This window comes from Bacillus sp. 22-7 (assembly GCF_010628845.1).
Classification (GTDB): Bacteria; Bacillota; Bacilli; order Bacillales; family Cytobacillaceae; genus Cytobacillus; species Cytobacillus firmus_B.
The window spans coordinates 20,958-45,281 of record NZ_NJQY01000016.1 but is presented as its reverse complement, the minus strand read 5'-3'; the positions used below and the strand labels follow the sequence as shown (position 1 = coordinate 45,281).

Here is a 24,324-nt window from a genome sequence, read left to right as displayed (position 1 = left end):
AACAAGAGGCCCCGTCAAACTGACGGGGCCTTTTCAAATAACACTATTATTTTTTCGCCTTCACTTTTCCGGACCACTTTTTAAACCCGCCCTGCAGGTGTGAAAGGTCTTTATAGCCTTTACGGTGCAAAAACTGGGCAGCTCTCGCACTTCTCATGCCGCTCTGGCAATATAAGTAGACTGGCTTGTCCGGACGCAATTCCTTCATGCGCATTTTCATTTGTGAAAGCGGTATATTGCGTGCACCTAAAATATGGCCGTTTTCAAATTCATTTGGTTCGCGAACATCGATTAACTGGGCTTTTCTATAGCCTTCTCTAAACTGGTCTTCAGTAAGCGTTTTAACAATTCGGCGCTGATAAAACCATGTTATGACAGAATAGGTAATGATTGCACCCAAAATGATAAGAATGAAATAAAGTGTTTCCAATATGTCTTTCTCCTTTCACGCATAGGTAAGCCAACTAATATTATATAAGTCTTTCCTGATTGGAGTAAAGGAAATCAGGTAAATTTGTTCTGGAAATTCAACTTGCTTTAAATTTCATTGGAATTTTGTTAGACTAATAACCGCAAATGACCAGTTAAAGAAATTGAAAATGAGGGTTACATATGACTAAAGAAGTATGGCGGTTTATCGATTCAGGAGAAGGTTCGCCTTCTTTTAATATGGCTTTGGATGAAGCCTTGCTTGATTGGAACAGTGAGGGGAAGATGCCACCTGTAATCCGGTTTTACGGCTGGAATCCCGCAACTCTTTCAATTGGATACTTCCAAAAGGTTGAAAAAGAAATAGATATGGAAGCAGTGAAGCACCATGGACTGGGATTTGTCCGCAGACCAACAGGCGGAAGAGGGGTGCTGCACGAACATGAACTCACGTACAGTGTCATCGTTCCTGAAGCCCATCCGGAAATGCCAAGTACAGTAACTGAAGCATACAGAGTCATTTCTGAAGGAATTCTAAAAGGTTTTCACGCCCTGGGGATGGAAGCTTATTTTGCTGTACCAAAGACGGCTGAAGAAAGGGACTCTCTAAAAAATCCAAGATCTGCTGTTTGTTTTGATGCCCCAAGCTGGTATGAACTTGTTGTAGAAGGCCGTAAAGTAGCAGGTAGTGCACAAACAAGACAAAAAGGTGTAATCCTTCAGCATGGCTCTATTTTGCTTGATTTGGATGAAGACAAGCTGTTCAGCTTATTCAAATATCCTAATGACCGGGTAAAAGAGAGAATGCAAAAGGCTTTTAAAAATAAAGCTGTTGCCATAAATGAGCTGACAGCAGAAAATATTACTCTTGAACAGGCTAAGGCAGCTTTCAAGAAGGGGTTTGAGGAAGGCTTGGATATTGTACTGGAACCTTACGAGCTCTCAGAAGAAGAGATGGCATATGTACAAAAAATCGCAAAAGAACGATATGAAAGCGATGACTGGAACTATAAGAGATAAAAGCGGCTAAGTCGCTTTTTCTCTTTTTTTAATGAATAATTTTCCAATTGCTGCTCTGAAAAAGTGCAAGCTTCAAAATATGTTAAAATTTATCGTTAATTGTCGGAAATCGGCTGTTAACTCTGTTTTTCTTTTATTTTTAGTATATTTTAAGTTTGACAAAATCAGATTCAGTTGAATCAGACACAATATGTAGTGGTGTCGAAAATATTTAGGACACTATATATTGATTTTGGGGTTTGAGTTATGGTAACTTTAGGGTACTCTTTTAAAACAGATAGATTTACCCTATCTGACAGAATACTTACACACATTAATTAGATAATTGAATTTAGAAGGAGTTGTAACAATGTCTGTTGCTCTAGGACAAAAAATGAAATTGAACATTGAACGTTTAAACAAGGACATCCGTCTCTTTCCTCAGGTTCACCCAGTAACCTCAGATATGAAAATGACCCACAAAGGTGTTTCCCGCTTGGTTATGCTAGATCGCTATACCTTCAAAGACACCGAGAAAGTGACACTCACAAACGGTGACTTCGTTGTCCTCACCATCAAGGAAGATCCAAAATTTCCTGCACGCGGCTTAGGCTACATCATCGATATTGACTGGGAAAACAAGACAGCCAAGGTTTTAGTAGAGGAAGATTACAGAGGAGTGCTGGATGATCCGGAAGAATCGAGAACAGGCATTATTACAAAGCCTCTTGATGTAATCGAGAAGCCTTTGGAAATCTACTATGAGCAAATCGCTAAGCGTAACGCAACAGGCCTTGCATCGGTTGAGAAGACCGAAGAAAAGAAAAAAGAGTGGTTTGAGAAGTTCTATCAGGAATTGAAAAACCTTAATTTCATTCCAGCTGGCCGGGTGCTGTATGGAGCTGGTGCTGACACAGATGTTACGTATTTCAATTGCTATGTAATGCCATTCGTGCAGGATTCCCGTGAAGGAATCTCCGAGCACCGCAAGCAGGTAATGGAGATCATGAGCCGCGGCGGCGGAGTAGGGACAAACGGTTCAACTCTGAGACCTCGCAATACACTGGCCAAAGGTGTAAACGGCAAATCCTCCGGTTCGGTTTCCTGGCTGGATGATATTGCGAAGCTTACACACCTGGTGGAGCAGGGGGGATCCCGCAGAGGTGCGCAAATGATTATGCTGTCCGATTGGCATCCGGACATTATCGAATTCATCATCTCGAAAATGCAAAACCCGAGAATTTTACGCTTCCTTCTTGAAAATACAAATGATGAAACAATAAAAAAATATGCTAAAGAAAAATTAAAATTTACTCCATTTAATGAACAGGAAATTGCCATGTACCAGGGTATTATTAATTACAAGAACATTCCTGGCTATGGCGGGTTCAGTGATAAAATCATAAAGGATGCTGAAGAAAAACTGGAGACTGGCGGTACTTACAGTGTTCATAATTCTGAATTCCTTACTGGGGCAAACATTTCAGTCTGCCTGACAAAAGAATTTATGGATGCAGTTGAAAATGATGCAGAATATGAGCTTCGTTTCCCGGATGTTGAATCATATGATGCCGAAATGATGAAAACATACAACGAAGAATGGCATAAAGTCGGTGACGTCAGAGAATGGGGAAAACTTGGCTATAAAGTCCGTGTTCACCGCAAAATCAAAGCGAAAGAACTTTGGAATCTGATTAATATCTGTGCAACATACTCAGCAGAGCCAGGTATTTTCTTTATTGATAATGCTAATGACATGACCAATGCACAGGCTTACGGACAAAGGGTTGTAGCAACAAATCCATGTGGTGAACAGCCACTCGCACCATATTCTGTCTGCAACCTTGCAGCAGTGAACCTTGCAGAAATGGCAGATAAAGAAAATAAAACTGTTAATTTTGAAAAGCTGAAACGTACTGTTGAAGTAGGTGTAAGGATGCAGGACAATGTAATAGATGCTACACCATACTTCCTTGAAGAGAACAAAAAGCAGGCATTAGGCGAGCGACGAGTTGGTCTTGGCGTTATGGGGCTTCATGATCTGCTCATCTATTGTGAAACAGAATATGGCTCTGAAGAAGGAAACATGCTGATTGATAAAGTCTTTGAAACCATTGCTACATCAGCTTACAAAGCTTCTGTAGAGCTTGCTGAGGAAAAAGGAAGTTTCCCGTTCTTAACAGGTGACAATCCTGAAGAAACGAATCGTCTGCGCAAAGCTTTTACCGAAACAGGCTTCATGCAGAGAATGCCTGAGGATATCCGTGCTTCCATTTTAGAAAGCGGAATCCGCAATTCACATCTTCTAACCGTTGCTCCTACGGGATCCACAGGAACAATGGTTGGAGTTTCTACAGGCCTTGAACCATATTTCTCCTTCTCATACTTCAGAAGCGGCCGCTTAGGCAAGTTCATTGAAGTAAAGGCAGATATTGTTCAGGAATATTTAGACCGCAATCCGGATGCAGATCCTGAAAATCTGCCTGAATGGTTTATCGCAGCGATGGATCTTGCTCCAGAAGCGCACGCAGATGTTCAATGTGTAATTCAGCGCTGGATCGACAGCTCCATCAGTAAAACTGTCAACGCACCGAAAGGCTACAGTGTTGAACAGGTTGAGAAGGTGTATGAACGTTTATACCGCGGCGGAGCAAAGGGCGGAACAGTATATGTGGACGGATCACGCGATTCTCAAGTATTGACGCTGAAAGCAGAAGAGAACAGCTTTGATGGTACTGATACAGTCAAAAAAGAAAAATCAAAGCAGCATGTTGTGCTGGTTGATACAATCAGTGACCTGCGTTCCACCGATGTAACAATTGGTTCAGAAGTAGGCAATACATGCCCGGTATGCCGCAAAGGAAAAGTCAAAGAAATCGGCGGCTGCAATACTTGCACAAACTGTAATGCCCAGCTGAAGTGCGGTTTATAAAAATGGCTGTTTTCGCAGGTTTGTTGCTATTTTTAAATTATTTACTGAGTTGATTGGAGCGGAAGGTGCGATGCAACCGCATTTTCTTCGTGCGGTTTTTTCCGGGAAGCTTATTCAACGTCCTGCCCCGCGGTTCGCTGAGCATCCTGTAGCGGAAATCAACGGGCAGCATTGGTAGGCGAAAAACAAAAATTTATACGAAAAAAGCCATAAAAATAAATAAAACGAATTAGAGAAGATGGAAATAATTGTTCCATCTTCTTTTTTTGCTGTTGGATTATTTGGCTCATACTACAGTCATAGGGTTCATCCGAAATTATAAAACGGCAGGACAAATTGACAAAGAGAGGTTAATCCAATGGAGCCATTTATCCCTCAGCTCGTTTATATAGAGCCTCAAGCTCTTGAGTATTCATTAGGAAGAGAACTAAAGGAAAAATTTGAGAAAATGAATATTGAAATCAGGGAAACAACTTCACATAATCAGGTGAGGAATATACCTGGCGATAATGAATTGCAGAAATACCGCAATGCTAAATCCACTTTAGTGGTAGGAATCAGACGAACTCTGAAATTTGATACATCCAAGCCTTCGGCAGAATATGCCATTCCCCTTGCTACTGGCTGCATGGGTCACTGTCATTATTGCTATCTGCAAACCACACTTGGCAGCAAGCCGTATATTCGGACGTATGTAAACCTCGAAGAAATCTTTGATCAGGCCTCCAAATATATGGAAGAGCGCAAGCCTGAGTTAACACGCTTTGAGGCTGCTTGTACTTCCGATATCGTAGGGATTGATCATCTGACCCACTCACTGAAAAAAACGATTGAATTTATCGGTCAGACTGAATACGGCCAGCTCCGGTTTGTCACAAAGTATCATCATGTCGATCATTTGCTGGATGCGAAACATAATGGGAAAACCCGGTTCCGATTTAGCATCAATTCCCGCTATGTAATAAAAAACTTTGAGCCGGGTACTTCCTCTTTTGATGAACGGCTTGAAGCTGCCCGTAAAGTAGCCAATGCCGGCTATCCGCTTGGATTTATCGTGGCGCCTATTTACATGCATGATGATTGGCGAGAAGGCTATCATGAACTTTTTCAAAGGTTAAGCAAAGCACTTGATGGCATCAATCTGGAAGGCTTAACTTTCGAATTGATCCAGCACAGATTTACGAAACCGGCCAAAAAGGTAATTGAAAAGCGCTACCCGAAAACAAAGCTTGAAATGGATGAAGAAAAGCGAAAATATAAGTGGGGAAGATACGGTATAGGCAAGTATGTTTATCCGACAGATGAGGCAAAGGATCTGGAACATACAATCAGGGAGTATATACACTCATATTTTCCAGAAGCAGAAGTGCAATATTTTACTTAATTATGAAATTTTGCTTGTCAGCCGTACTATTTTAAAAAGCTCCTGATTAAAGATGTATAAGTAAAGGTTCCTCTATGAGCAAGTACATCGACAGGAGTGGCTTACATGTATATAGATGGTGTTTTTTCAGGAGGAGGCATCAAAGGATTTGCCTTAATCGGCGCATATGAAGCAGTTCATAGAAGGGGATTTCGCTTCAAGCGGGTTGCTGGTACCAGTGCAGGATCCATTGTGGCTGCGTTAATAGCTGCTAATTATACAAGTGAGGAAATATATCAGCTCGTCGATGAATTTGAAGTCAAAAAGCTCCTTGATGAAAGAAAAACATTTATCCCTTTTGCAGTTGGAAAATGGATTAATCTCTATTGGCGTTTGGGATTATATAAAGGATCTGAGCTGGAAAGCTGGATGGCTCAGAAACTTGGCGATAGGGGAATTAGGACATTTTCAGATCTGCCGCCGCAATCGCTGAGAGTCATTGCGTCAGACCTGACAAATGGAAGATTGATGGTACTTCCGGATGATCTTGTGCATTATGGCATTGATCCAGCTTCATTTCCGGTGGCAAAAGCTATCAGGATGAGCTGCAGCCTCCCGTATTTTTTTGAGCCGGTCAAGCTAAATGTCTTCAGCAGCACAAGTGTGATTGTGGATGGAGGGGTTTTAAGCAATTTTCCGATGTGGCTTTTTGATAAGGAAAATGTGAAAAAAACCAGGCCTGTGCTCGGGATAAAGTTAAGTCATAACTTAAGCGAACGGCCCCCGAACAAAATCGACAATGCCATACAAATGTATGCGGCGCTTTTTGAGACGATGAAGGACGCTCATGATGCAAGATACATCTCGAGAAAGCATGCACAAAATATTATTTTCATTCCAACCGATGGCGTACTGACTGCGGAATTCAATATAACCGAACAGAAGAAAAAAGACCTTCTGGAGCACGGCAGGCAATGTGCGGAGCAGTTTTTTACCTCATGGAGCTACTAATTAGAAAGCTAAGGAGCTTTCAAGTCAAACAATATATAAACATAAAAAAATCGAGCCCTGATTAAAGGGAGGCTCGATTTTTCTTTTTGCCTTTTTTGCCTTCTATGACTGTCAAATGTGGAGAAGACTTTTTCTTGGACTTTTTTATAGAAGTTATGGAACCGACAGATCCTTTTCTTCCATTAACAGTGCCAGATTCTTTATTATTAAAGCGTCTTTTTGATTTTTTGGCTGCCTTTATAAAAGCTCGCTGCTCTCGCTTTGAGGGATTAGATCTGTTAAAGCGCTGAAAAAGAAAGTATACAACAGCTCCAATGATGACAATGACAGCTATTCTCTGCAAAAAACCGGCAGGATTTGAGATCAAGCTGACGGCAACTCCGATAACAGCTAGAATAATAAGACCGGAGACAATATAAAATGTAAATGGTTTTTTCAAGAAAGCCACCTCCCTAAAAGCATGATGAGCAATTTTATAAGCTTTTAAACTCTATAAGCTAAAGTTTATCGAAATAATTATGAAAGCGGTCTTCATTTTTTTATTTTCCTATTTCTTTACAATATAAACAGAAGAACATTAACTTTTAATAAGTCTTAGTAAGGTTTTCCAAAGAATCACGAAAATGCTTATACTTAAATTTATGCTGTGCACCCCAGTCCCGGAACTCGCATAACCGGAAAAGCACAAAATTAAAGAGCTTCATCCTTAATTATTTTATTCGACTTAAAATCTCATAAAACCTCTATATAACAGGAAAATATATAAAAAATATGAACGGTTTTTTCAGCAGAAATTATTCTGGCCGCTTTTATTTAAAATTGGATGCAATGGAATAATTGTGTGTGGACATAATAGGAAAAGGAGGTGGCGCAAAGTGGCAGAAGAAAAAGAGCGCTTGGAACAGGATCAAAGGGAAAAACCGATGTCTTTTATGACAATGGTGGTCATTACCGGACTGGTTGGAGGCATTCTTTGGAGCGGTCTGGCCTATCTTGCTTATGTGTTTAATTTCACGGAAATTCGCCCTAATGTCATTCTCGAGCCCTGGACGATTGGAGCCTGGAAAGAGGGATGGCTTGGAACACTGATCTCAATTTTCCTAATAGGGGGAGTATCTATTATAGCTGCCCTGATCTATTATGCTGCGCTGCGGAAATTTCAAAGTATTTTCGTGGGGGCAGGCTATGGAGTTGCCCTTTTTTTACTGGTGTTTTTTGTTCTCAATCCAATCTTCCCTGGAATCAGCCCGTTTTGGGATCTTGAGCGAAATACAATTATTACATCACTTTGTTTCTATATTTTATTTGGCGTATTTGTAGGGTATTCCATTTCATATGAAGCTCAAGAACTCAGAGGCAAAACCGAAGATGAAAAAAAGGCCCGCACAGATCCGGATTTAATTTAATGGATTAGAGTCAGACTTCTTATTTGCAGATTAAAGCAAAATGACGAACGGTAAATTTTCTAGCACGGGAATAATGAAAAATAATGAGAAAAGCGCTATACATCAGAACTGTATGAAATTTTGCTTTGTGATAGAATGTTCTTAAGTGGGCATTCTTTTTCAGTGCTTTCATCAGGATGTTAAATAGAAGGAGAAGCCTGTAAGCAATTGTTAAAAAGGGGGTTGAATATGGGGAAAATACTCCTGTTAAATGGGCCGAATTTAAACCTGCTAGGCAAAAGGGAACCAGGTGTTTATGGAAAAGAAACACTGGGCCAGCTTGAGCAAAATATGAAAGCATTGGGTGCTTCATATGAGACAGAAGTAATCTGTTTTCAGTCAAATCACGAAGGTGAACTCATTGACAGGCTACATCTTGCCAATGAAGATGGCACACAGGGTATAATTTTCAATCCCGGGGCATTTACTCATTATAGCTACGCAATAAGGGATGCTGTTGCAGGAATACAGGTTCCTGTGATCGAAGTACATATTTCAAATGTTCATGCCAGGGAAGAATTCAGGCATATTTCTGTCATTGCACCCGCTGCAATGGGCCAGATAGTCGGCCTTGGGTTTAAAGGGTATGAACTGGCATTTTATGCATTAATGGATTTTGTCAAGGGGAGAGGATAATATGGAGAAAATACAAAAATTACGTGCACGCTTTACAGAGTCAGGGATTGATGGGATGCTGATTACCAGCAATTACAATCGCCGTTATATGACTGGTTTTACTGGTTCATCGGGCGTGGTTCTAATCAGTGCGGATAAAGCGCTCTTTATAACCGATTTCCGCTACACGGAACAGGCTGCCAAACAATGTGAAGGGTATGAAATTGTAAAACATACTGGTGCAATTCCGGAAGAAGTCGCCAAACAGGCAGAACAGCTTGGGATTAAAAAGCTTGGTTTTGAAGAGAATCATGTAACCTTTTCATCCTATAAAGCCTATGAAAAAGCTGTTAACGCCGAGCTTGTCCCTGTTTCTGACACTATTGAAAAGTTACGCTTGATAAAGACCGATTCAGAGATTAAGATAATAAAGGTGGCGGCAGACATTGCAGATGCTGCGTTTAAACATATTCTTGATGTCATTCGGCCAGGTATTACGGAACTGGAAGTTTCGAATGAATTAGAGTTCTTTATGAGAAAAGCGGGTGCAGATTCATCTTCGTTTGACATTATCGTAGCATCCGGGTACCGTTCTGCTCTTCCGCATGGTGTTGCCAGTGATAAGGTTATTGAAAAAGGCGATTTTGTCACTCTGGACTTCGGCGCTTATTATAAGGGGTATGTTTCAGATATTACCCGCACAGTTGCTGTTGGTGAACCGGAAGATAAGCTGAAAGAAATTTATACAATTGTGCAGGAAGCCCAGGAGCGGGGAATGGAAGGCATTAAACCTGGAATGAGCGGCAAAGAGGCAGATGCCTTAACTCGTGATTATATTGCAGGTAAAGGCTATGGCGAATATTTTGGCCATTCTACCGGACACGGGATCGGCCTTGAAGTGCATGAAGGTCCTGCATTATCATTTAAGTCTGATGTTATCCTTGAACCCGGAATGATTGTGACGGTGGAGCCTGGCATTTACATACCGGGACTTGGCGGTGTCCGCATTGAGGATGATACAGTCATAACAAATGATCATAATGAAACGCTTACTCATTCTACTAAAGAATTGATTATTCTTTAATTGTACACATTAGGAGGACAAACTTATGATTTCAGTAAACGATTTTCGTACGGGATTGACGATTGAAGTTGATAACGGAATTTGGCGCGTAATGGATTTCCAGCACGTTAAACCAGGAAAAGGAGCGGCTTTTGTACGTTCCAAATTACGCAACCTTCGCACGGGCGCGATTCAGGAAAAAACCTTCCGTGCAGGTGAAAAAGTAGGGAAAGCTCAGATCGATAACCGTAAAATGCAGTACCTTTATGCAAATGGAGATCAGCATGTTTTCATGGACAATGAGTCTTATGAGCAAATCGAGCTGCCTGCGTCAGCAATTGAGTATGAATTAAAGTTTTTAAAAGAAAACATGGAAGTTGCTATTATGCTTTATCAGGGAGAGTCTCTTGGAATCGAGCTTCCTAACTCTGTTGAGCTTACAGTAACGGAAACAGAACCAGGCATTAAAGGGGATACTGCATCCGGCGGAACAAAGCCTGCAACAGTTGAAACCGGCCTGATTGTGCAAGTTCCTTTCTTTGTTAACGAAGGGGATAAACTGATCATCAATACAACTGATGGTTCATACGTATCGCGTGCATAGTTAAAAAAAATCCCGAGAAATCGGGATTTTTTTTATCCTTTATATTTCCTGCCTTCTGCGCCGGGGGATATGTCAGTGTCATTGCGATTATTATAATCAGGATCAGATGTGGGAGCAGTTCTGTTATCGCGGGTTCCGCCCAGATATGCGCTGTCACCTTTTTTCTGATTTTTTAAAAATTCATCTAAATTTTCATTCATCCAATAACCTCTTTTCTATAAAATTGCTCAGTGCCGCCTTATTAGTATTTGCTTCTTCACTGCGATTATAAGCCGAAGATTTCCTAGCTGTAGAATATGAAATCTGCAGTGATGTGGCTTTCGATTTCTATTGTTCCCGGCTGAATAGGTGTGCTGACGGCACTTTTAACTAAAGCGGAGGATTGAAATGAGACAGGCTGCACCATGCCTGAATTTCCTTCTGAAACCGATACTGGAGTTCTGATTAATTGGACTCTTAGTGAAGCAGCGATTGTTTCTGCCTTTCTATAAGCATCCATTACGGCCATGCTTAGTGCCTGCTGATACAATTCCTGCTGGTTTTCTGTTTCAAACGTAATTCCTCTTACCGTATTTGCGCCGCTGTCTACTGCTGTGTCCACTACAAGTCCTGTTTTTTCTATCTCATCGGCCGTAATGTTCAGTATATGCTCAACCTTGTACCCGCGGAAAATTTGCTTGCCATCCACAAAATCATACTGCGGAAAAATGGAGAATTCTGACGTTTGAATTTGTTTATCTGTTATTCCAATGGCATTAAGAGCCTTTTTGACATTTGAAATGGCTGAAGCATTCTGCTCCTGTGCCTTCTGAAGCTCCTGGTCTTCTGTTAAAACTCCCAGCTTTATACTAGCCTGATCTGGCTGTACAGCTATCTTTCCTTCGCCTGAAACCCTTATAGTATTTGGCTTGGATGTGGAATGCCTTCCAGTCTGCACAGTATTGCGGACGAATGGCTGATAATAATACATAACTTTCTCACCCCGCTTTCATGAATGTATCTTTCTAGAATTACGCGGGAGAAAGAGAGAAAATGCGCATAATATTAATGCAAGCTATAATCCATTAGTTCGGCAATTTTTTTCGGTATATCTGTATTCTCCAGCACTCCAGTAAAAGTTTCACTCCCATTGCCATAAGCAAATAAAGGGATCATATTGCCTGTATGACCGCCGGTTGAGCTGAGAGATCTTACTGTATCCGTTAAAATTCCCCCATGATATTTCTCGGCAATCAGGCTTCCTATTTCCCATGCTGCTAAATATTGAGGATAAACCTTGCTGTCTGTGTTCATTAGCTTTCCATTAAACGCTTCAATCTCCTGCTGGGTTAAATCAATATTCGCATACTTTTTTAGAACACCCTTCACACTTTCTGATCGATAAATGCCCCTATCTTCATCTCTTGCCAATTGGCTGACCATATACTGCGGTGTCGCCTTGATTTCCTTTAATTCCTGTACCTTCAGCGGTTCTGATGCTGATATTCCCATAGTCTCATGATCTGCGACAACCAAAACCAGTGTTTCTTTGTCCTTTTTTGCCCATTCAACTGCATATTTGACAGCTTCATCAAATTCAATGGTTTCTTTCCAGATGCTTGTAATATCACCTGCGTGCGAAGCATGATCAATTCTTGCTCCTTCCGCCATGAGGAAAAATCCCTGTTCTCCTTTTGCGAGTACATCGATCGCTTTTTCAGTCATTTCTTTTAAACTGGGTTCTTTGCTGTTCAGTAAAGGCCGATCCAGTTTAAAGCTCATATATCCGTCATTGAACAAACCGAGCAGCTTTGGGGCTTCGGCATTAAGCAATTCGTCGCGACTTCCGGCATAGGCATATCCTTGTTGCTTTGCCTCTTTTATTAAATCCCTTCCGCTTTGCTTTTCCTGTGTGAAGTATGCTCTGCCGCCTCCCATCAGCACATCCACCCCTGATTTCAGCTGCTGGCGTGCAATTTCCTCCTGTCCGGACCATCTGTTGGCAACACTTGCTGTAAAGGCTGCGGGTGTTGCATCTGTAACTGAATTGGTGGATATCACCCCTGCTTTTTTACCGTTTTTTCTGAATAAATCAAGGATACTGTCTGCTTCCTTCCCATCCGGCGTAACTCCGATCATCTCATTATTTGTTTTTTTTCCAATTGCAAGTGCCGTACCACCGGCAGCTGAATCTGTCACAAAATTATTGGCAGATTCGGTATGCACCAACGCGGTGTAAGGCAGAGATTCCAGGAACAGCCGACCGTCCTTCCCATATTCCAGTTTTCTTGCAATCTCAATCTGACCTATTCCCATTCCATCGCCAATCATCAGAATGACATTTTGCGGTCCGTTTGTATTTCTCTGATGAGCTATTCCTTCCGCAGGTAAGAAACCAAGAACAATCAGGTGAAAAATAACCATGATGTAAATGCATTTTGCTTTCATAAATGGCACCAGCCTTTCTCTATGTTCCTTTTGAATTATTTTTTGAAGAAAGATATTTTTTTACTCAGGCAAAAGCTTGTACTAAATAAATGTGAAGCTTTCAAATCTAAGTCATATTGTTTTGCCGCAGGCATACATTTTAAATAATGAGAAGCTAGTCCGAAATCAGATTGGGAATGGAGGAGCAGACTTGGAAACGATTATAGCCTTTTTGCCGAAAAAAATTGCCGAACAATTACAGAGAATCCCTCCGAAAATCTTAAAGGATCTGGAGGAAATCAGGGTCCGCATTTCGAGGCCTATTGAGCTGACAGCAAGGGGAGTACCGCATTTTCTCCCTTATATAATTGATTCAGAGGATGCCGTGCATTTATTGAATAAAATAAGCCATTTTTCGATTTACACACTCGAGGAAGAGCTGAAAAGAGGTTATATCACGATTGAGGGCGGCCATCGGGTGGGGCTTGCCGGAAAGGTTATTCTTGAGCAGGGCAAGGTTAAAGCGATCAGGGATATTTCCTCTTTTAACATTAGAATTGCCAGAGAGAAAGTCGGCATTGCCCAAACGCTGATTCCAAGGATTTACAGGGACGGATGGCTGCATACGATGATTATTGGACCACCGCAGACTGGTAAAACCACATTGCTGCGCGATATTGCAAGAATCATTTCATCTGGTGATCAAGGCAGCGGCCTTCCTGCAAGTAAGGTTGGGATTGTGGATGAACGCTCCGAAATAGCAGGATGTGTAAATGGGATCCCCCAGATGACTTTTGGAAACAGGATTGATGTCCTGGATGCCTGTCCCAAAGCTGAGGGCATGATGATGATGATTCGTTCCATGAGCCCCGAGGTTCTCGTTGTTGATGAAATTGGCAGGCATGAAGATGCAGAGGCCATAATGGAGGCTGTAAATGCCGGAATAAAGCTGATTATGACTACACATGGAAATTCCCTGGAGGAAATTAAGAGGCGCCCGACTTTACAGGCCATACTTGAAATGGGCGTTTTTCAGCGATTTATTGAATTGAGCAGAAAAGATGGGCCTGGCAGCATTGACTGCATACGAAACACAGACGGTGCAAGATATCAGCATCAAGCGGGCGTGATGTAAATGATGAAACTTATTGGAGCTGTTTTGATCATCATTGCAACAACATGGGCAGGGTTTGAAGCTTCAAGGCACCTGACAGAACGGCCGCGCCAGCTTCGTCAGCTTAAATCGGCACTTCAGTCCTTGGAGGCTGAAATTATGTATGGCCATACACCTCTTCATGAAGCAGCCAGACGGCTTTCTGACCAGCTTTCCAAGCCCTTATCCTGGTTCTTTGAATCCTTTGCAAAAAAACTGACCGATTCCGAGACGACAGTAAAGGACGCCTGGGAAGAAAGCTTGACGGAAATATGGAAAATGACCGCCTTTAAACAAGGGGAATTCGAAATCATGAAGCAATTTGGCGAAACACTTGGAAGACATGACCGTCTTTCTCAGCAAAAGCAGATCATGCTGACCCTTACACACCTGGAACGTGAAGAAGCTGATGCACATGACAGACAAGTGAAATACGAGAGAATGGTCAAAAGTCTGGGGTTTTTATCCGGATTGCTCTTAATCATTTTACTAATGTAGGAAACGCCGGCTTGATTTGCCGGACGCTGATCAGAGCTTAGGGGGAGAAAAGATGGGCTTAGAGGTAGATATCATATTCAAGATTGCGGGTGTGGGAATTGTTGTAGCCTTTTTGCATACTATTCTGGATCAGGTGGGCAAAAAAGAATACGCCCAATGGGTAACGCTTTTCGGATTTATTTATATCTTATTTATGGTTGCTTCCATTGTAGATAACCTTTTCCAAAAAATTAAATCAGTCTTCTTGTTTCAGGGATAAAAGGGGGGCTCAGCCATTGAAATTCTCCAGATAGTCGGATTTTCGCTTGTTGCCACGTTCCTGGCGCTGATTGTTAAGGAGCAAAAGCCGAATTTTGCCTTTTTGCTGATTGTTTTTGTCGGCTGTGCCATCTTTCTTTTTCTTGTCGATCAAATTTACGCCATTATCCATATGATTGAAAAGATTGCCGTCAATGCAAAGGTGAATATCGTCTATGTTGAAACCATTTTAAAGATAATCGGAATAGCCTATATTGCTGAATTTGCTGCACAAATTACGAAGGATGCAGGACAGGGAGCCATTGCAGCAAAAATCGAAATGGGCGGGAAAATTCTTATTCTTGCCATGGCCATACCAATTCTTACTGTATTAATCGAAACCATTATTCGCATGATTCCGAGCTAGCCGCTGCCTGCTGAAACGACAGGCAGCAGGACTGGACAAGCTCATATTGCTGGAATTAGAGAGGGTCCTTTAAAAGAGGTGAGAAAATGAAGCAAAGGATGCAGAAAATTTTAGGGTTCAGTTTATTTCTATTCTTTTTCCTGGCACCAATTGTACAAGCCTCACCTAAGACCGGCGAAGCAGAAGAAACGATATCCCCGCAGGATTTAATTGAATCCCAAGTGGATAAGTTAGATCTTAATGAATTAAAGAGCTTTTGGGAAGAAATCACAACAGAGTATGGAGGGTTTTTGCCCGAGAGCCAAAAGGGGAGTCTCTATGAATTCATAAAGGGAGAAAAGGAGTTTTCACTAAAAGAGTGGGCTGGCGGCGCGTTGAAGTTTGTATTCCATGAGTTTATAGTCAACGGGAAACTGCTTGGGACTCTGATATTGCTGACGGTATTCAGCATGTTCCTGCAATCGCTGCAGAATTCATTTGAAAAAAGCACTGTCAGTAAAGCTGCCTATTCAATCGTCTTTATGGTGTTGATTATTATCGCACTGAATAGCTTCCATGTAGCGATCACTTACACAGAAGAAACCATTTCAACTATGGTGTCATTCATAATGGCTCTCATACCGCTGCTGCTTGCGCTGATTGCTTCTTCCGGGGGTTTGGTATCTGCAGCATTTTTCCACCCGGTGATACTGTTTTTGATGAATGTCAGCGGGTTATTTATCCAGTATGTCATTCTTCCGCTTCTATTTTTATCAGCCCTGTTAAGCATTGTCAGCACCTTGTCTGAACACTATAAGGTAACTCAGCTTGCCAATCTGCTCCGAAATTGGAGCATTGGACTTCTTGGGATGTTTCTGACGGTCTTTCTCGGAGTTATATCAGTTCAGGGAGCATCTGCAGCGGTTACCGATGGAATTACCATTCGTACAGCAAAATTTATTACGGGGAATTTTATTCCGGTCATTGGAAGGATGTTTACAGATGCGACAGATACCGTAATCAGCGCATCGGTGCTTTTGAAAAATACTGTCGGGATAGCAGGAGTAGCCATTCTCCTTATTATTGCAGCCTTTCCTGCAATCAAAATTCTAATGATTGCGTTTATATATAAATTCGCGGCAGCAATTTTGCAGCCGTTGGGAGGAGGGCCGATCATATCCTGCCTGGATATAATCAGCAAGAGCATCATCTATGTTTTTGCAGCTCTGGCCATTGTCTCCCTGATGTTTTTCCTTAGCATTACGGTTATAATAGCGGCCGGCAATTTGACCATGATGGTCAGGTAGGGAGGGAATGAAGTGGATTTCATAAAAGAATGGGTTACCAACATCATATTATTTGTTCTGCTTGCCACTGTCATAGATATGCTCCTCCCGAGCTCCAAGCTTCAGAAATATACAAAAATGGTGACAGGGCTGCTATTAATAGCGATTATTCTTACACCGATTTTGAGAATTATATCAAGTGATTTTGAAGAAGCTCTTGTTTCCGTGCCGGTTTTTGAGGCATCCGGAGAAAAAAATATGGAAAATTTAATAGAAATGAAGAAAAAAGAAATACAAGCCTCAAGTGATGCATATATTTTAGAACAAATGGCTGTCCACATGAAACAGGACGCAGAAGAGGAGTTGATGGAACAGTACGGTCTGGAAATTGCTAACATTGATATTTTAGTAGATGAAAGCAGTGATCAAGCCTTCCCGGATAACCTGCAAAAGGTCATGATCCAACTCAAAGCAGAAGATGCAGAAGCTGAAGCTGTAGAAGTGGTTAAAACAGTGGAAATCAATGCCGGGAAACCTCTTCCATCCAGCGGGCCTGAACATGAAGATGCAGAAAGAATTGCTTCTCTTCTCGCACAAAAATGGAATGTAGACGCAAACTCAATCGAAGTTCTGGTAGAAGGGGGGAATATGGATAGGGATGGATAATGAAAAAGGTCCTTTCACATGGTTAAAGAAGATAATTTCCAAGGATGGACAGTCTGATAAGAAGCCCGGAAAATTCCACTATTTGCTGCTGGTTCTCCTATTTGGGGCAGCGATCATGCTAATAAGCAATACGCTGTTTCAAGAAGACGGTTCCACCGGTGATTTGCCCGTATTTAAAAATGGGGAAGAAGTGAAGCAGGAGGAAGAAGTGCCAGTCTTCGGCCAGCAGAAATCCGGAGGAAATGACACCATCGCCAATTATGAAAAGGCATATGAAGCCCAAATAAAAGAGGCGCTTGATGCAATCGTAGGGGTGGAAGATGCCACTGTTGTGGTGAATGTCGATGCCACAGAGAAGAAAGTCCTTGAAAAAAACAAAACTACGCAAACTCAGAAAACTGATGAAACAGATCGGGAAGGCGGCAAAAGGAAGGTTGAGGATCAGTCACAGGAGGAACAGCTCGTGATTGTCCGAAATGGAGAAAAAGAGGTTCCCATTGTCATAGAAACCAAGAAACCTGAAATAAGGGGAGTGCTGGTTGTGGCAAAAGGGGCTGAAAATATACAAGTGAAAAAGTGGATTATTGAGGCAGTAACCAGAGCTCTGGATGTTCCAAGCCATAGAGTATCCGTAATGCCTAAAAAAACTAAGGGGGAATAATAGATGCTTTTAAAGAAACAAACGGTCTGGCTATTAACAATGCTGAGTTTGGTGGTTGTATTATCGGTTTATTATGTAACATCACCGGAGCAAAAAGGCAGTGACCTTGCTGGAATGGAAGAAAAGGCACAGGGTGAAATGGAGTCAGTTGAGAGTGAAGACGGCAAAGCGATCATTACAAACACTGCCAGTGATGAAATGTTTGAAAATCTCCGTCTTCAGCTTGATGACGAGCGCAGCCGCATGAAGGAAGACCTGCAGGAGGTCCTTGGTCAAACTGACCTTCCTGCCGAAGAAAGAATGAAGGCGAAAGATCAAATTGATGAATTAAATGAAATTGCACAAAAGGAAGCGATGCTTGAAACATTAATCAGAGCGATGGATTATGAAGATGTGCTTGTCCGTGCCGATGGCAAGAAGGTTCAAATTACTGTTAAAGCAAAAGATCATTCAGCTTCAGCTGCAAACAACATCATCCAGGAAGTAAGAAACGAAATTGGAAAGCTTGAGGCAGTGGCTGTTGAATTTCAGGTTGAAAAATAAAAATGTAGCGGGAGCCTGCAAAACTTTGCGGGCTCCCCTTTTCTTTTTATTGGCAGTTTGGTAACTATTGCATCAGGAAATGGTATAAAAGTCCTGAATGTGAAGTGATTTTGGATGAAATTCGGTTAAATCCAATGAAACATTTCACAAACATTTAGAAAAATATTAAAATGGAACATAGGACGGATAGAGAAATTATTATCCAGTACATAATAGAATGTTGAAGTTTTATAAGGTCTTATCGTATGATATTAGTATCTAGTCATAATTCAAACCATGCAGAACATTCCAGCCGTATGTTTCTAAATCTTTCAGCAAAATCAGCATACGGATTAAGGGAATTATCATGCAATGAGAAAACAAGGGGTGCAAAAATGTTAAAAGTACAAGAAATCCGTGAACTGATTAAATTGGTAGATCAGTCAAATATTGATGAATTTGTTTATGAGCATGAAGGTTCTAAAATTGAAATGAAGAAAAAAGGCAATGAAGCCGCTGTTGTACAGCAAGTTCAGCCTGCAGCTGCCCAAGTGTTAGCGCCTGCTCCACAGCCGGTCCAGCCAGCTGCTGTGAAAGTGGAAGAGCCAAAAGCAGAAGCGCCAGCAGCTGCTCCTGAACCAAAGGCGGAAGCCGCGGAAGATTTACATAAGATTGTCTCACCAATGGTAGGGACCTTTTATCAGTCATCCTCACCTGATGCTGATGCATATGTTAAAGCCGGTTCAAAAGTTACGAAGGATTCCATTGTCTGCATTGTAGAGGCAATGAAATTATTTAATGAAATCGAAGCAGAAGTTAATGGTGAAATTGTAGAAGTGCTTGTAAAGGACGGCCAATTAGTAGAATATGGCCAGCCACTATTTTTAGTAAAGCCTGAATAAGGAGCGGTTACAGAATGATAAAAAAACTCTTGATTGCCAACAGAGGAGAAATAGCTGTCCGCATTATCAGGGCAGCCCGCGAAATGGGGATTGAATCTGTTGCTGTCTTTTCAGAAGCTGACAGGGAAGCGCTCCATGTTCAGCTGGCGGATGAGGCATACTGCATTGGTCCAACAGCATCTAAGGACAGCTATTTAAATTTTACAAATATAATAAGTGTCGCTAAGCTTACCGGCTGTGACGCCATTCATCCAGGTTATGGATTCCTTGCAGAGAATGCGGACTTTGCCGAATTGTGCAGAGAATGCAATATTATTTTTGTAGGACCTACACCTGAAGCCATCAGCAAAATGGGCACAAAGGATATTGCAAGGGAAACGATGAAGGAAGCAGGAGTTCCGATTGTTCCGGGCTCTAATGGAATCATTAAGGATGCTGAAGATGCTATCCAGCTGGCAGAAAAGATTGAATATCCGGTCATTATTAAAGCGACTGCGGGCGGAGGCGGGAAAGGAATCCGCGTAGCGCGCAATGAGCAGGAGCTTATTAAAGGAATTACAATTACACAGCAGGAAGCACTTACAGCATTCGGGAATCCTGGCGTTTATATCGAAAAATATATCGAGGACTTCCGTCATGTGGAGATTCAGGTTCTTGCAGACAATTACGGGAACACCGTCCATCTCGGGGAAAGGGATTGTTCCATCCAAAGGCGTCTGCAAAAGCTGCTTGAGGAAACGCCTTCACCTGCGCTTGACGGTGAAACACGCGAAGAGATGGGAAATGCTGCTGTAAAAGCTGCAAAAGCGGTTGATTATACAGGCGCTGGCACGATAGAATTTATATATGATTATAAAAATCGCAAGTTCTATTTCATGGAAATGAACACACGTATTCAGGTTGAGCATCCTGTTACAGAGATGGTAACGGGGGTCGATTTAATCAAGGAGCAAATTAAGGTTGCTTCAGGAGAAAAGCTTAACTTCACACAAAGTGATGTGACATTTAACGGCTGGTCAATCGAATGCAGAATTAATGCGGAAAACCCGGAGAAGAATTTTATGCCATCAGCAGGAAGGATCAATATGTATCTGCCTCCTGGAGGGCTTGGTGTCCGAGTCGACTCTGCTGCCTACCCGGGCTATATGATTCCTCCATATTACGATTCAATGATTGCAAAAGTGATCACTTATGGCAATACTAGAGAAGAAGCCATTTCCAGAATGAAAAGGGCATTAAGCGAATTTGTAGTTGAAGGGGTTCATACAACAATCCCGTTCCATCTCAAGCTCTTAAGCCATGAAAATTTTGTGGAAGGGCAGTTTAATACGAAATTTCTTGAATTGCATGATGTAATGAATTCTTAAAGACTTGTGGAGGTGCTAAAATGAACGAAAATAACATTCTCGAAATGAGCCCTGAGAATTCAGGCCTGGGCAAGGTGGAAATTGCACCGGAAGTTATTGAGGTTATTGCCGGCATTGCTGCTTCAGAAGTAGAAGGTGTTGCGCAAATGCGCGGGAACTTCGCTACAGGAGTGGTTGAGCGGCTTGGTAAAAAGAACCACGGCAAAGGTGTTAAAGTTGAATTAACAGAAGAAGGCATCAAAGTCGATGTTTATTGTCTGATGAAATTCGGCGTTTCCATCCCAAGCGTTGCCCAAAAAATCCAGGACAACATCCGTCAGGCACTGTTGAATATGACAGCCCTGGACGCCCAGGAAGTAAACATTCACGTAGTAGGAATCATGTTTGAAAACCAAAAGCATGAAGTTGAATACGAACAGGAAATGTAACACACACATCAAGCCAAAGACATCAGACTCGTCTTTGGCTTTTTTATGGTTCATTCTCTTCATCATTCACTCCCTAAATCGTTATAAAGGCGTTTGTAAAGGGGAAATTAATATTATAAGTTTTCTTGCATATGTTTCTGACCAAACATAATGCTCTTGTTGTAGTGCGAAGATTCCTTACTTATGCTATTATCTTCTTATGCAATTTTTGGACGTGCAAATGCTCAAAAATGAAAATTACTATGCTAGCCATAAAGGAGTTTTATAAAGATGAAGAGAAGAACAGCCAGAGAAAAAGCATTGCAGGCGTTATTTCAAATTGATGTAAGCGGGACAGAACCAGAGACCGCCATCGAACATGTTTTAGAGGGCGGAAAGAACGATGAATATCTAAGCAAACTTGTATCAGGTGTGCTGGAGCATAAAGAAACAATTGATAGTGAAATCAAAGGATTTCTTGAAAAATGGACGCTGGAGAGACTTGCCACTGTAGACCGCAATCTTCTGCGCTTATCTGTTTTTGAGCTGCTGTATTTAACAGAGGAAGTGCCAGCCAATGTGGTGCTCGATGAAGCAATTGAGATTGCCAAACTATACGGCGATGATCAGTCAAGCAAGTTTATTAATGGTGTTTTATCAAAGGTAAAAGAAAAACTCTAAAAAACATACACTGGATATGCTGGCACTTTCTAGATGCAAGCAAGCCGGCAGTCCTTATCAAAGGCGCTTTCGAGTTTCTGATAGGGGGATACAAATGGCTGCAGAATTAATAGATGGAAAAGAAATTGCAAGAAAGAAACAGGATCGTATCGGTGCTGAAGTGCAAAAGCTTAAGGCAGAAGGAGTCACGCCAGGATTGGCTGTTATTTTAGCTGGGGATAATCAGGCATCCAGAACGTATGTGAATAACAAGCAGAAAACCTGCAATAAGCTGGGCATGTATTCTATGCTTATTGAACTTCCCGAAAGTGTCAGCGAACAAGAGCTTATCAGAAAAATCACTGAGTTAAACAAAAGTGATGCAATCCATGGAATCCTGGTCCAGCTGCCGCTCCCAAGCCATATTAATGAAAAAGCCATCATCGAGACCATATCTCCTGAAAAAGATGTGGATGGATTTCATCCCATAAATATCGGCAGGATGATGACAGCTCAGGATGCCTATATCCCATGTACTCCTGCAGGGATCATTGAAATGCTTGAAAGCATCGGGGCGGACATTTCCGGAAAGCATGTAGTGGTTATTGGCAGAAGCAACATTGTAGGTAAACCTGCAGGGCAGCTGTTTCTTAATAAAGATGCAACTGTCACCTACTGTCACTCGAAAACAGCTAATCTAAAGGAATATACAAAGCGGGCAGATATTCTGGTGGCAGCAGCAGGTAAAGCCAATTTAATTACGGAGGACCATGTTAAAATTGGTGCAATCGTGATTGATGTGGGCATGAATCGAAATGCGGCTGGAAAGCTTTGCGGCGATGTTGATTTCGAGACAGTTAAGCACAAAGCAGGGTATATTACTCCTGTTCCGGGCGGAGTGGGGCCGATGACTATTACCATGTTAATGCATAACACATTAAAGGCAGCAAAGTATTCTATAAGCAAAATCTAAAATTCCTGGCCACCATAGATGCAAAATCTGTCCATTTCCATTATCCTGTATTTAGGAAGCCTGTGATGCAGGCTGAATGGAAGGACAGTTTTTTTGATTGGTAAGATAGAATAACCTCGAACTTGATAATTGTCCAGCTCCACAAGGAAAGCTTCGACAGCTTTTAGGGGGAGCGCCTACCCCCTCGAGGTCACTTGAGGCCCCCAGTACAAGGAAGGCTTCGTAAGCATAAACATCGCACGACCGAAAGCGGCAGCTTTTGGGAGGACGTGGCGTTCTTAGTCTGCGTTCCTTCGTGGGCAAGGCGCTTGCGCTTTTCATGTGTTATTGCTTTGCAGGAGGTTCAATACGACTTCTGCATAAAGGAGATTGTTATGAAGGAACAGCAGTATCTGACAGTTCACGCACTGACCAAATACATAAAAAGAAAATTTGACGCCGACCCTCATTTACAAAATATTTTGGTTAAGGGAGAAATCTCAAACTTTAAACAGCACTCAAGCGGCCATATGTATTTCACTTTAAAGGATGAGAAAGCCAGAATTTTAGCTGTAATGTTTGCAGGAAATGCGAGATCCATGAAATTCAGGCCGGAGAACGGCATGAAAGTATTAGTTCGCGGAGCGATTTCCGTTTATGAATCCAGCGGGCAATATCAAATGTATGTACAGGAAATGCAGCCGGACGGGGTTGGTGAGCTCTATCTGGCATACGAGCAGCTTAAGGAGAAACTGGAGAAAGAAGGATACTTTTCGTCTGCGCATAAAAAAAATATCCCTCGTTATCCACGTACAGTTGCTGTTATCACATCCCCTACCGGTGCTGCAATCAGAGATATTTTGACAACGCTCAAAAGACGCTATCCAATCGCGAACATACTTATATACCCTGCGCTTGTCCAGGGTAACCAGGCAGCTCCGTCGATTGTGAAAGCGATAAAGGATGCAAATGCCTCCAGGGAAGCGGATGTCTTAATTATCGGCAGAGGCGGAGGTTCCATTGAAGAGCTTTGGGCCTTTAATGAAGAAGCTGTGGCAAGGGCCATATTCAAGTCGGAAATACCTGTAATATCAGCTGTTGGCCATGAAACAGATTTTACAATAGCCGATTTTGTTGCAGATTTAAGGGCTCCAACCCCAACGGGAGCTGCTGAATTGGCAGTCCCGCATATTGATGATTTGTCAGAAAGGCTTTTTAACAGGCAATCAAGGCTGATAAGAGCGATGAAGGAACAAATTGCACTGCAAAATGAACGGCTTCTAAGGGTACAGAAATCCTATGCTTTCAGATTCCCCCAAAAATTGTATGAACAAAAACTGGAACAGCTTGACAAAGTCACCGAACAGCTGCTGCGGGGATCAAAGAGGCTGCATGATTTAAAGCAGGAACAGGCTGATATCCTCCAAAAAAGGCTGGTTCGTAGTCACCCCGGTCAGCTGATGGATCAGGCAAAAGAAAAACATGATCGGCTGCATAAGCTTTTAAACAAAACAATGGCAAATACCCTGGCTGCAAAAGAAAAGGATTTTGCGAGAGTTATTTCAACCCTTGAGGCGCTCAGTCCTCTCAAAATCATGGATAGAGGCTATAGCCTTGCTTATACAGAAAAGGAATCCCTGGTAAAGACTGTGTCTCAGGTTAAAGTGAATGATATGTTAAAATTGAAGGTATCTGATGGAACTATTGAATGCCGGGTAACGGATATTGAGGAGTGAATGG

The 24,324-nt window shown here is 42.0% G+C and carries 27 protein-coding genes; 22 read left to right on the top strand and 5 right to left on the bottom strand.

Features of this window, described 5'->3' with window-relative positions:
• Nucleotides 1-46: 46 nt before the first annotated feature.
• The gene (locus CE058_RS13840; RefSeq protein WP_035329981.1) at nucleotides 47-430 is read right to left on the bottom strand and encodes a rhodanese-like domain-containing protein; all 384 of its coding nucleotides are present in this window, start codon (nucleotides 428-430) and stop codon (nucleotides 47-49) included.
• A 182-nt stretch (nucleotides 431-612) separates the two neighbouring features.
• On the opposite strand from CE058_RS13840, the gene CE058_RS13835 reads away from it, so the two are divergent.
• From CE058_RS13835 to CE058_RS13820, 4 genes are all read left to right on the top strand, one after another.
• Nucleotides 613-1,449 carry a lipoate--protein ligase family protein gene (locus tag CE058_RS13835; protein WP_163143372.1) on the top strand — a complete coding sequence of 279 codons (837 nt, stop codon included), beginning with the start codon at nucleotides 613-615 and terminating at the stop codon, nucleotides 1,447-1,449.
• A gap of 349 nt (nucleotides 1,450-1,798) precedes the next feature.
• Entirely contained in the window at nucleotides 1,799-4,360 is a 2,562-nt protein-coding gene (locus CE058_RS13830; RefSeq protein WP_163143369.1) for a vitamin B12-dependent ribonucleotide reductase, read from the top strand.
• 358 nt (nucleotides 4,361-4,718) lie between these two features.
• The gene (splB, locus tag CE058_RS13825; RefSeq protein ID WP_163143366.1) at nucleotides 4,719-5,744 is read left to right on the top strand and encodes a spore photoproduct lyase; all 1,026 of its coding nucleotides are present in this window, start codon (nucleotides 4,719-4,721) and stop codon (nucleotides 5,742-5,744) included.
• 105 nt (nucleotides 5,745-5,849) lie between these two features.
• Entirely contained in the window at nucleotides 5,850-6,734 is an 885-nt protein-coding gene (locus CE058_RS13820; protein ID WP_048008248.1) for a patatin-like phospholipase family protein, read from the top strand.
• A gap of 61 nt (nucleotides 6,735-6,795) precedes the next feature.
• Here the strand turns inward: CE058_RS13820 and CE058_RS13815 are convergent, their stop codons facing one another.
• Nucleotides 6,796-7,182, bottom strand: coding sequence for an SA1362 family protein (locus CE058_RS13815; RefSeq protein WP_282172653.1), 387 nt, complete (start codon nucleotides 7,180-7,182; stop codon nucleotides 6,796-6,798).
• Nucleotides 7,183-7,609: 427 nt separating this feature from the next.
• Here CE058_RS13815 and CE058_RS13810 point away from each other — a divergent pair, with 427 nt between their 5' ends.
• From CE058_RS13810 to efp, 4 genes are all read left to right on the top strand, one after another.
• Nucleotides 7,610-8,140, top strand: coding sequence for a YqhR family membrane protein (locus tag CE058_RS13810; RefSeq protein ID WP_076258072.1), 531 nt, complete (start codon nucleotides 7,610-7,612; stop codon nucleotides 8,138-8,140).
• 228 nt (nucleotides 8,141-8,368) lie between these two features.
• Nucleotides 8,369-8,815, top strand: a complete 447-nt coding sequence (gene aroQ / locus CE058_RS13805) for a type II 3-dehydroquinate dehydratase (RefSeq protein WP_048008245.1) — start codon at nucleotides 8,369-8,371, stop codon at nucleotides 8,813-8,815.
• A gap of 1 nt (nucleotide 8,816) precedes the next feature.
• Complete coding sequence (locus tag CE058_RS13800; protein ID WP_048008244.1) at nucleotides 8,817-9,878, top strand: M24 family metallopeptidase; 1,062 nt, start codon at nucleotides 8,817-8,819, stop codon at nucleotides 9,876-9,878.
• Nucleotides 9,879-9,903: 25 nt separating this feature from the next.
• Nucleotides 9,904-10,461, top strand: a complete 558-nt coding sequence (gene efp / locus CE058_RS13795; protein WP_035329990.1) for an elongation factor P — start codon at nucleotides 9,904-9,906, stop codon at nucleotides 10,459-10,461.
• Between the two features lie 32 nt (nucleotides 10,462-10,493).
• Here the strand turns inward: efp and CE058_RS24780 are convergent, their stop codons facing one another.
• From CE058_RS24780 to CE058_RS13785, 3 genes are all read right to left on the bottom strand, one after another.
• A complete protein-coding gene (locus CE058_RS24780; RefSeq protein ID WP_204260538.1) occupies nucleotides 10,494-10,661 on the bottom strand; it encodes a hypothetical protein in 168 nt (55 codons plus the stop codon).
• Nucleotides 10,662-10,744: 83 nt separating this feature from the next.
• On the bottom strand, nucleotides 10,745-11,431 hold the full coding sequence (locus CE058_RS13790; protein WP_048008243.1) for an SIMPL domain-containing protein: 687 nt from the start codon (nucleotides 11,429-11,431) through the stop codon (nucleotides 10,745-10,747).
• A 74-nt stretch (nucleotides 11,432-11,505) separates the two neighbouring features.
• Nucleotides 11,506-12,888 carry an alkaline phosphatase gene (locus CE058_RS13785; RefSeq protein WP_048008242.1) on the bottom strand — a complete coding sequence of 461 codons (1,383 nt, stop codon included), beginning with the start codon at nucleotides 12,886-12,888 and terminating at the stop codon, nucleotides 11,506-11,508.
• A 190-nt stretch (nucleotides 12,889-13,078) separates the two neighbouring features.
• Here CE058_RS13785 and spoIIIAA point away from each other — a divergent pair, with 190 nt between their 5' ends.
• The 14 genes from spoIIIAA to xseA all read left to right on the top strand — a co-directional run bounded on the left by spoIIIAA (nucleotide 13,079) and on the right by xseA (nucleotide 24,320).
• Nucleotides 13,079-14,002: a stage III sporulation protein AA gene (gene spoIIIAA / locus CE058_RS13780; RefSeq protein WP_048008241.1), complete on the top strand. Its 924-nt coding sequence runs from the start codon at nucleotides 13,079-13,081 to the stop codon at nucleotides 14,000-14,002.
• Nucleotides 14,003-14,518: a stage III sporulation protein SpoIIIAB gene (spoIIIAB, locus tag CE058_RS13775; protein ID WP_048008240.1), complete on the top strand. Its 516-nt coding sequence runs from the start codon at nucleotides 14,003-14,005 to the stop codon at nucleotides 14,516-14,518.
• Nucleotides 14,519-14,570: 52 nt separating this feature from the next.
• Nucleotides 14,571-14,777: a stage III sporulation protein AC gene (gene spoIIIAC / locus CE058_RS13770; protein ID WP_009332905.1), complete on the top strand. Its 207-nt coding sequence runs from the start codon at nucleotides 14,571-14,573 to the stop codon at nucleotides 14,775-14,777.
• 15 nt (nucleotides 14,778-14,792) lie between these two features.
• The gene (gene spoIIIAD / locus CE058_RS13765; protein ID WP_172581968.1) at nucleotides 14,793-15,182 is read left to right on the top strand and encodes a stage III sporulation protein AD; all 390 of its coding nucleotides are present in this window, start codon (nucleotides 14,793-14,795) and stop codon (nucleotides 15,180-15,182) included.
• 86 nt (nucleotides 15,183-15,268) lie between these two features.
• On the top strand, nucleotides 15,269-16,468 hold the full coding sequence (spoIIIAE, locus tag CE058_RS13760; RefSeq protein WP_048008239.1) for a stage III sporulation protein AE: 1,200 nt from the start codon (nucleotides 15,269-15,271) through the stop codon (nucleotides 16,466-16,468).
• Nucleotides 16,469-16,480: 12 nt separating this feature from the next.
• Nucleotides 16,481-17,113 (top strand): stage III sporulation protein AF, encoded by a 633-nt coding sequence (gene spoIIIAF / locus CE058_RS13755; RefSeq protein ID WP_048008238.1) that lies wholly within the window; start codon nucleotides 16,481-16,483, stop codon nucleotides 17,111-17,113.
• Nucleotides 17,106-17,774 (top strand): stage III sporulation protein AG, encoded by a 669-nt coding sequence (spoIIIAG, locus tag CE058_RS13750; protein ID WP_048008237.1) that lies wholly within the window; start codon nucleotides 17,106-17,108, stop codon nucleotides 17,772-17,774. The genes spoIIIAF and spoIIIAG overlap by 8 nt, the downstream gene beginning before the upstream one ends.
• A 3-nt stretch (nucleotides 17,775-17,777) precedes the next feature.
• Nucleotides 17,778-18,317 (top strand): SpoIIIAH-like family protein, encoded by a 540-nt coding sequence (locus tag CE058_RS13745; RefSeq protein ID WP_048008236.1) that lies wholly within the window; start codon nucleotides 17,778-17,780, stop codon nucleotides 18,315-18,317.
• Between the two features lie 374 nt (nucleotides 18,318-18,691).
• On the top strand, nucleotides 18,692-19,198 hold the full coding sequence (gene accB, locus CE058_RS13740) for an acetyl-CoA carboxylase biotin carboxyl carrier protein (protein ID WP_048008235.1): 507 nt from the start codon (nucleotides 18,692-18,694) through the stop codon (nucleotides 19,196-19,198).
• 14 nt (nucleotides 19,199-19,212) lie between these two features.
• Nucleotides 19,213-20,565 (top strand): acetyl-CoA carboxylase biotin carboxylase subunit, encoded by a 1,353-nt coding sequence (accC, locus tag CE058_RS13735; RefSeq protein WP_048008234.1) that lies wholly within the window; start codon nucleotides 19,213-19,215, stop codon nucleotides 20,563-20,565.
• A gap of 20 nt (nucleotides 20,566-20,585) precedes the next feature.
• Nucleotides 20,586-20,993, top strand: coding sequence for an Asp23/Gls24 family envelope stress response protein (locus tag CE058_RS13730; protein WP_035330002.1), 408 nt, complete (start codon nucleotides 20,586-20,588; stop codon nucleotides 20,991-20,993).
• Between the two features lie 270 nt (nucleotides 20,994-21,263).
• On the top strand, nucleotides 21,264-21,653 hold the full coding sequence (nusB, locus tag CE058_RS13725) for a transcription antitermination factor NusB (RefSeq protein ID WP_048008233.1): 390 nt from the start codon (nucleotides 21,264-21,266) through the stop codon (nucleotides 21,651-21,653).
• A 94-nt stretch (nucleotides 21,654-21,747) separates the two neighbouring features.
• Complete coding sequence (folD, locus tag CE058_RS13720; protein WP_163143363.1) at nucleotides 21,748-22,605, top strand: bifunctional methylenetetrahydrofolate dehydrogenase/methenyltetrahydrofolate cyclohydrolase FolD; 858 nt, start codon at nucleotides 21,748-21,750, stop codon at nucleotides 22,603-22,605.
• A gap of 374 nt (nucleotides 22,606-22,979) precedes the next feature.
• The gene (xseA, locus tag CE058_RS13715) at nucleotides 22,980-24,320 is read left to right on the top strand and encodes an exodeoxyribonuclease VII large subunit (protein WP_163143360.1); all 1,341 of its coding nucleotides are present in this window, start codon (nucleotides 22,980-22,982) and stop codon (nucleotides 24,318-24,320) included.
• The last annotated feature ends 4 nt before the right edge of the window (nucleotides 24,321-24,324 follow it).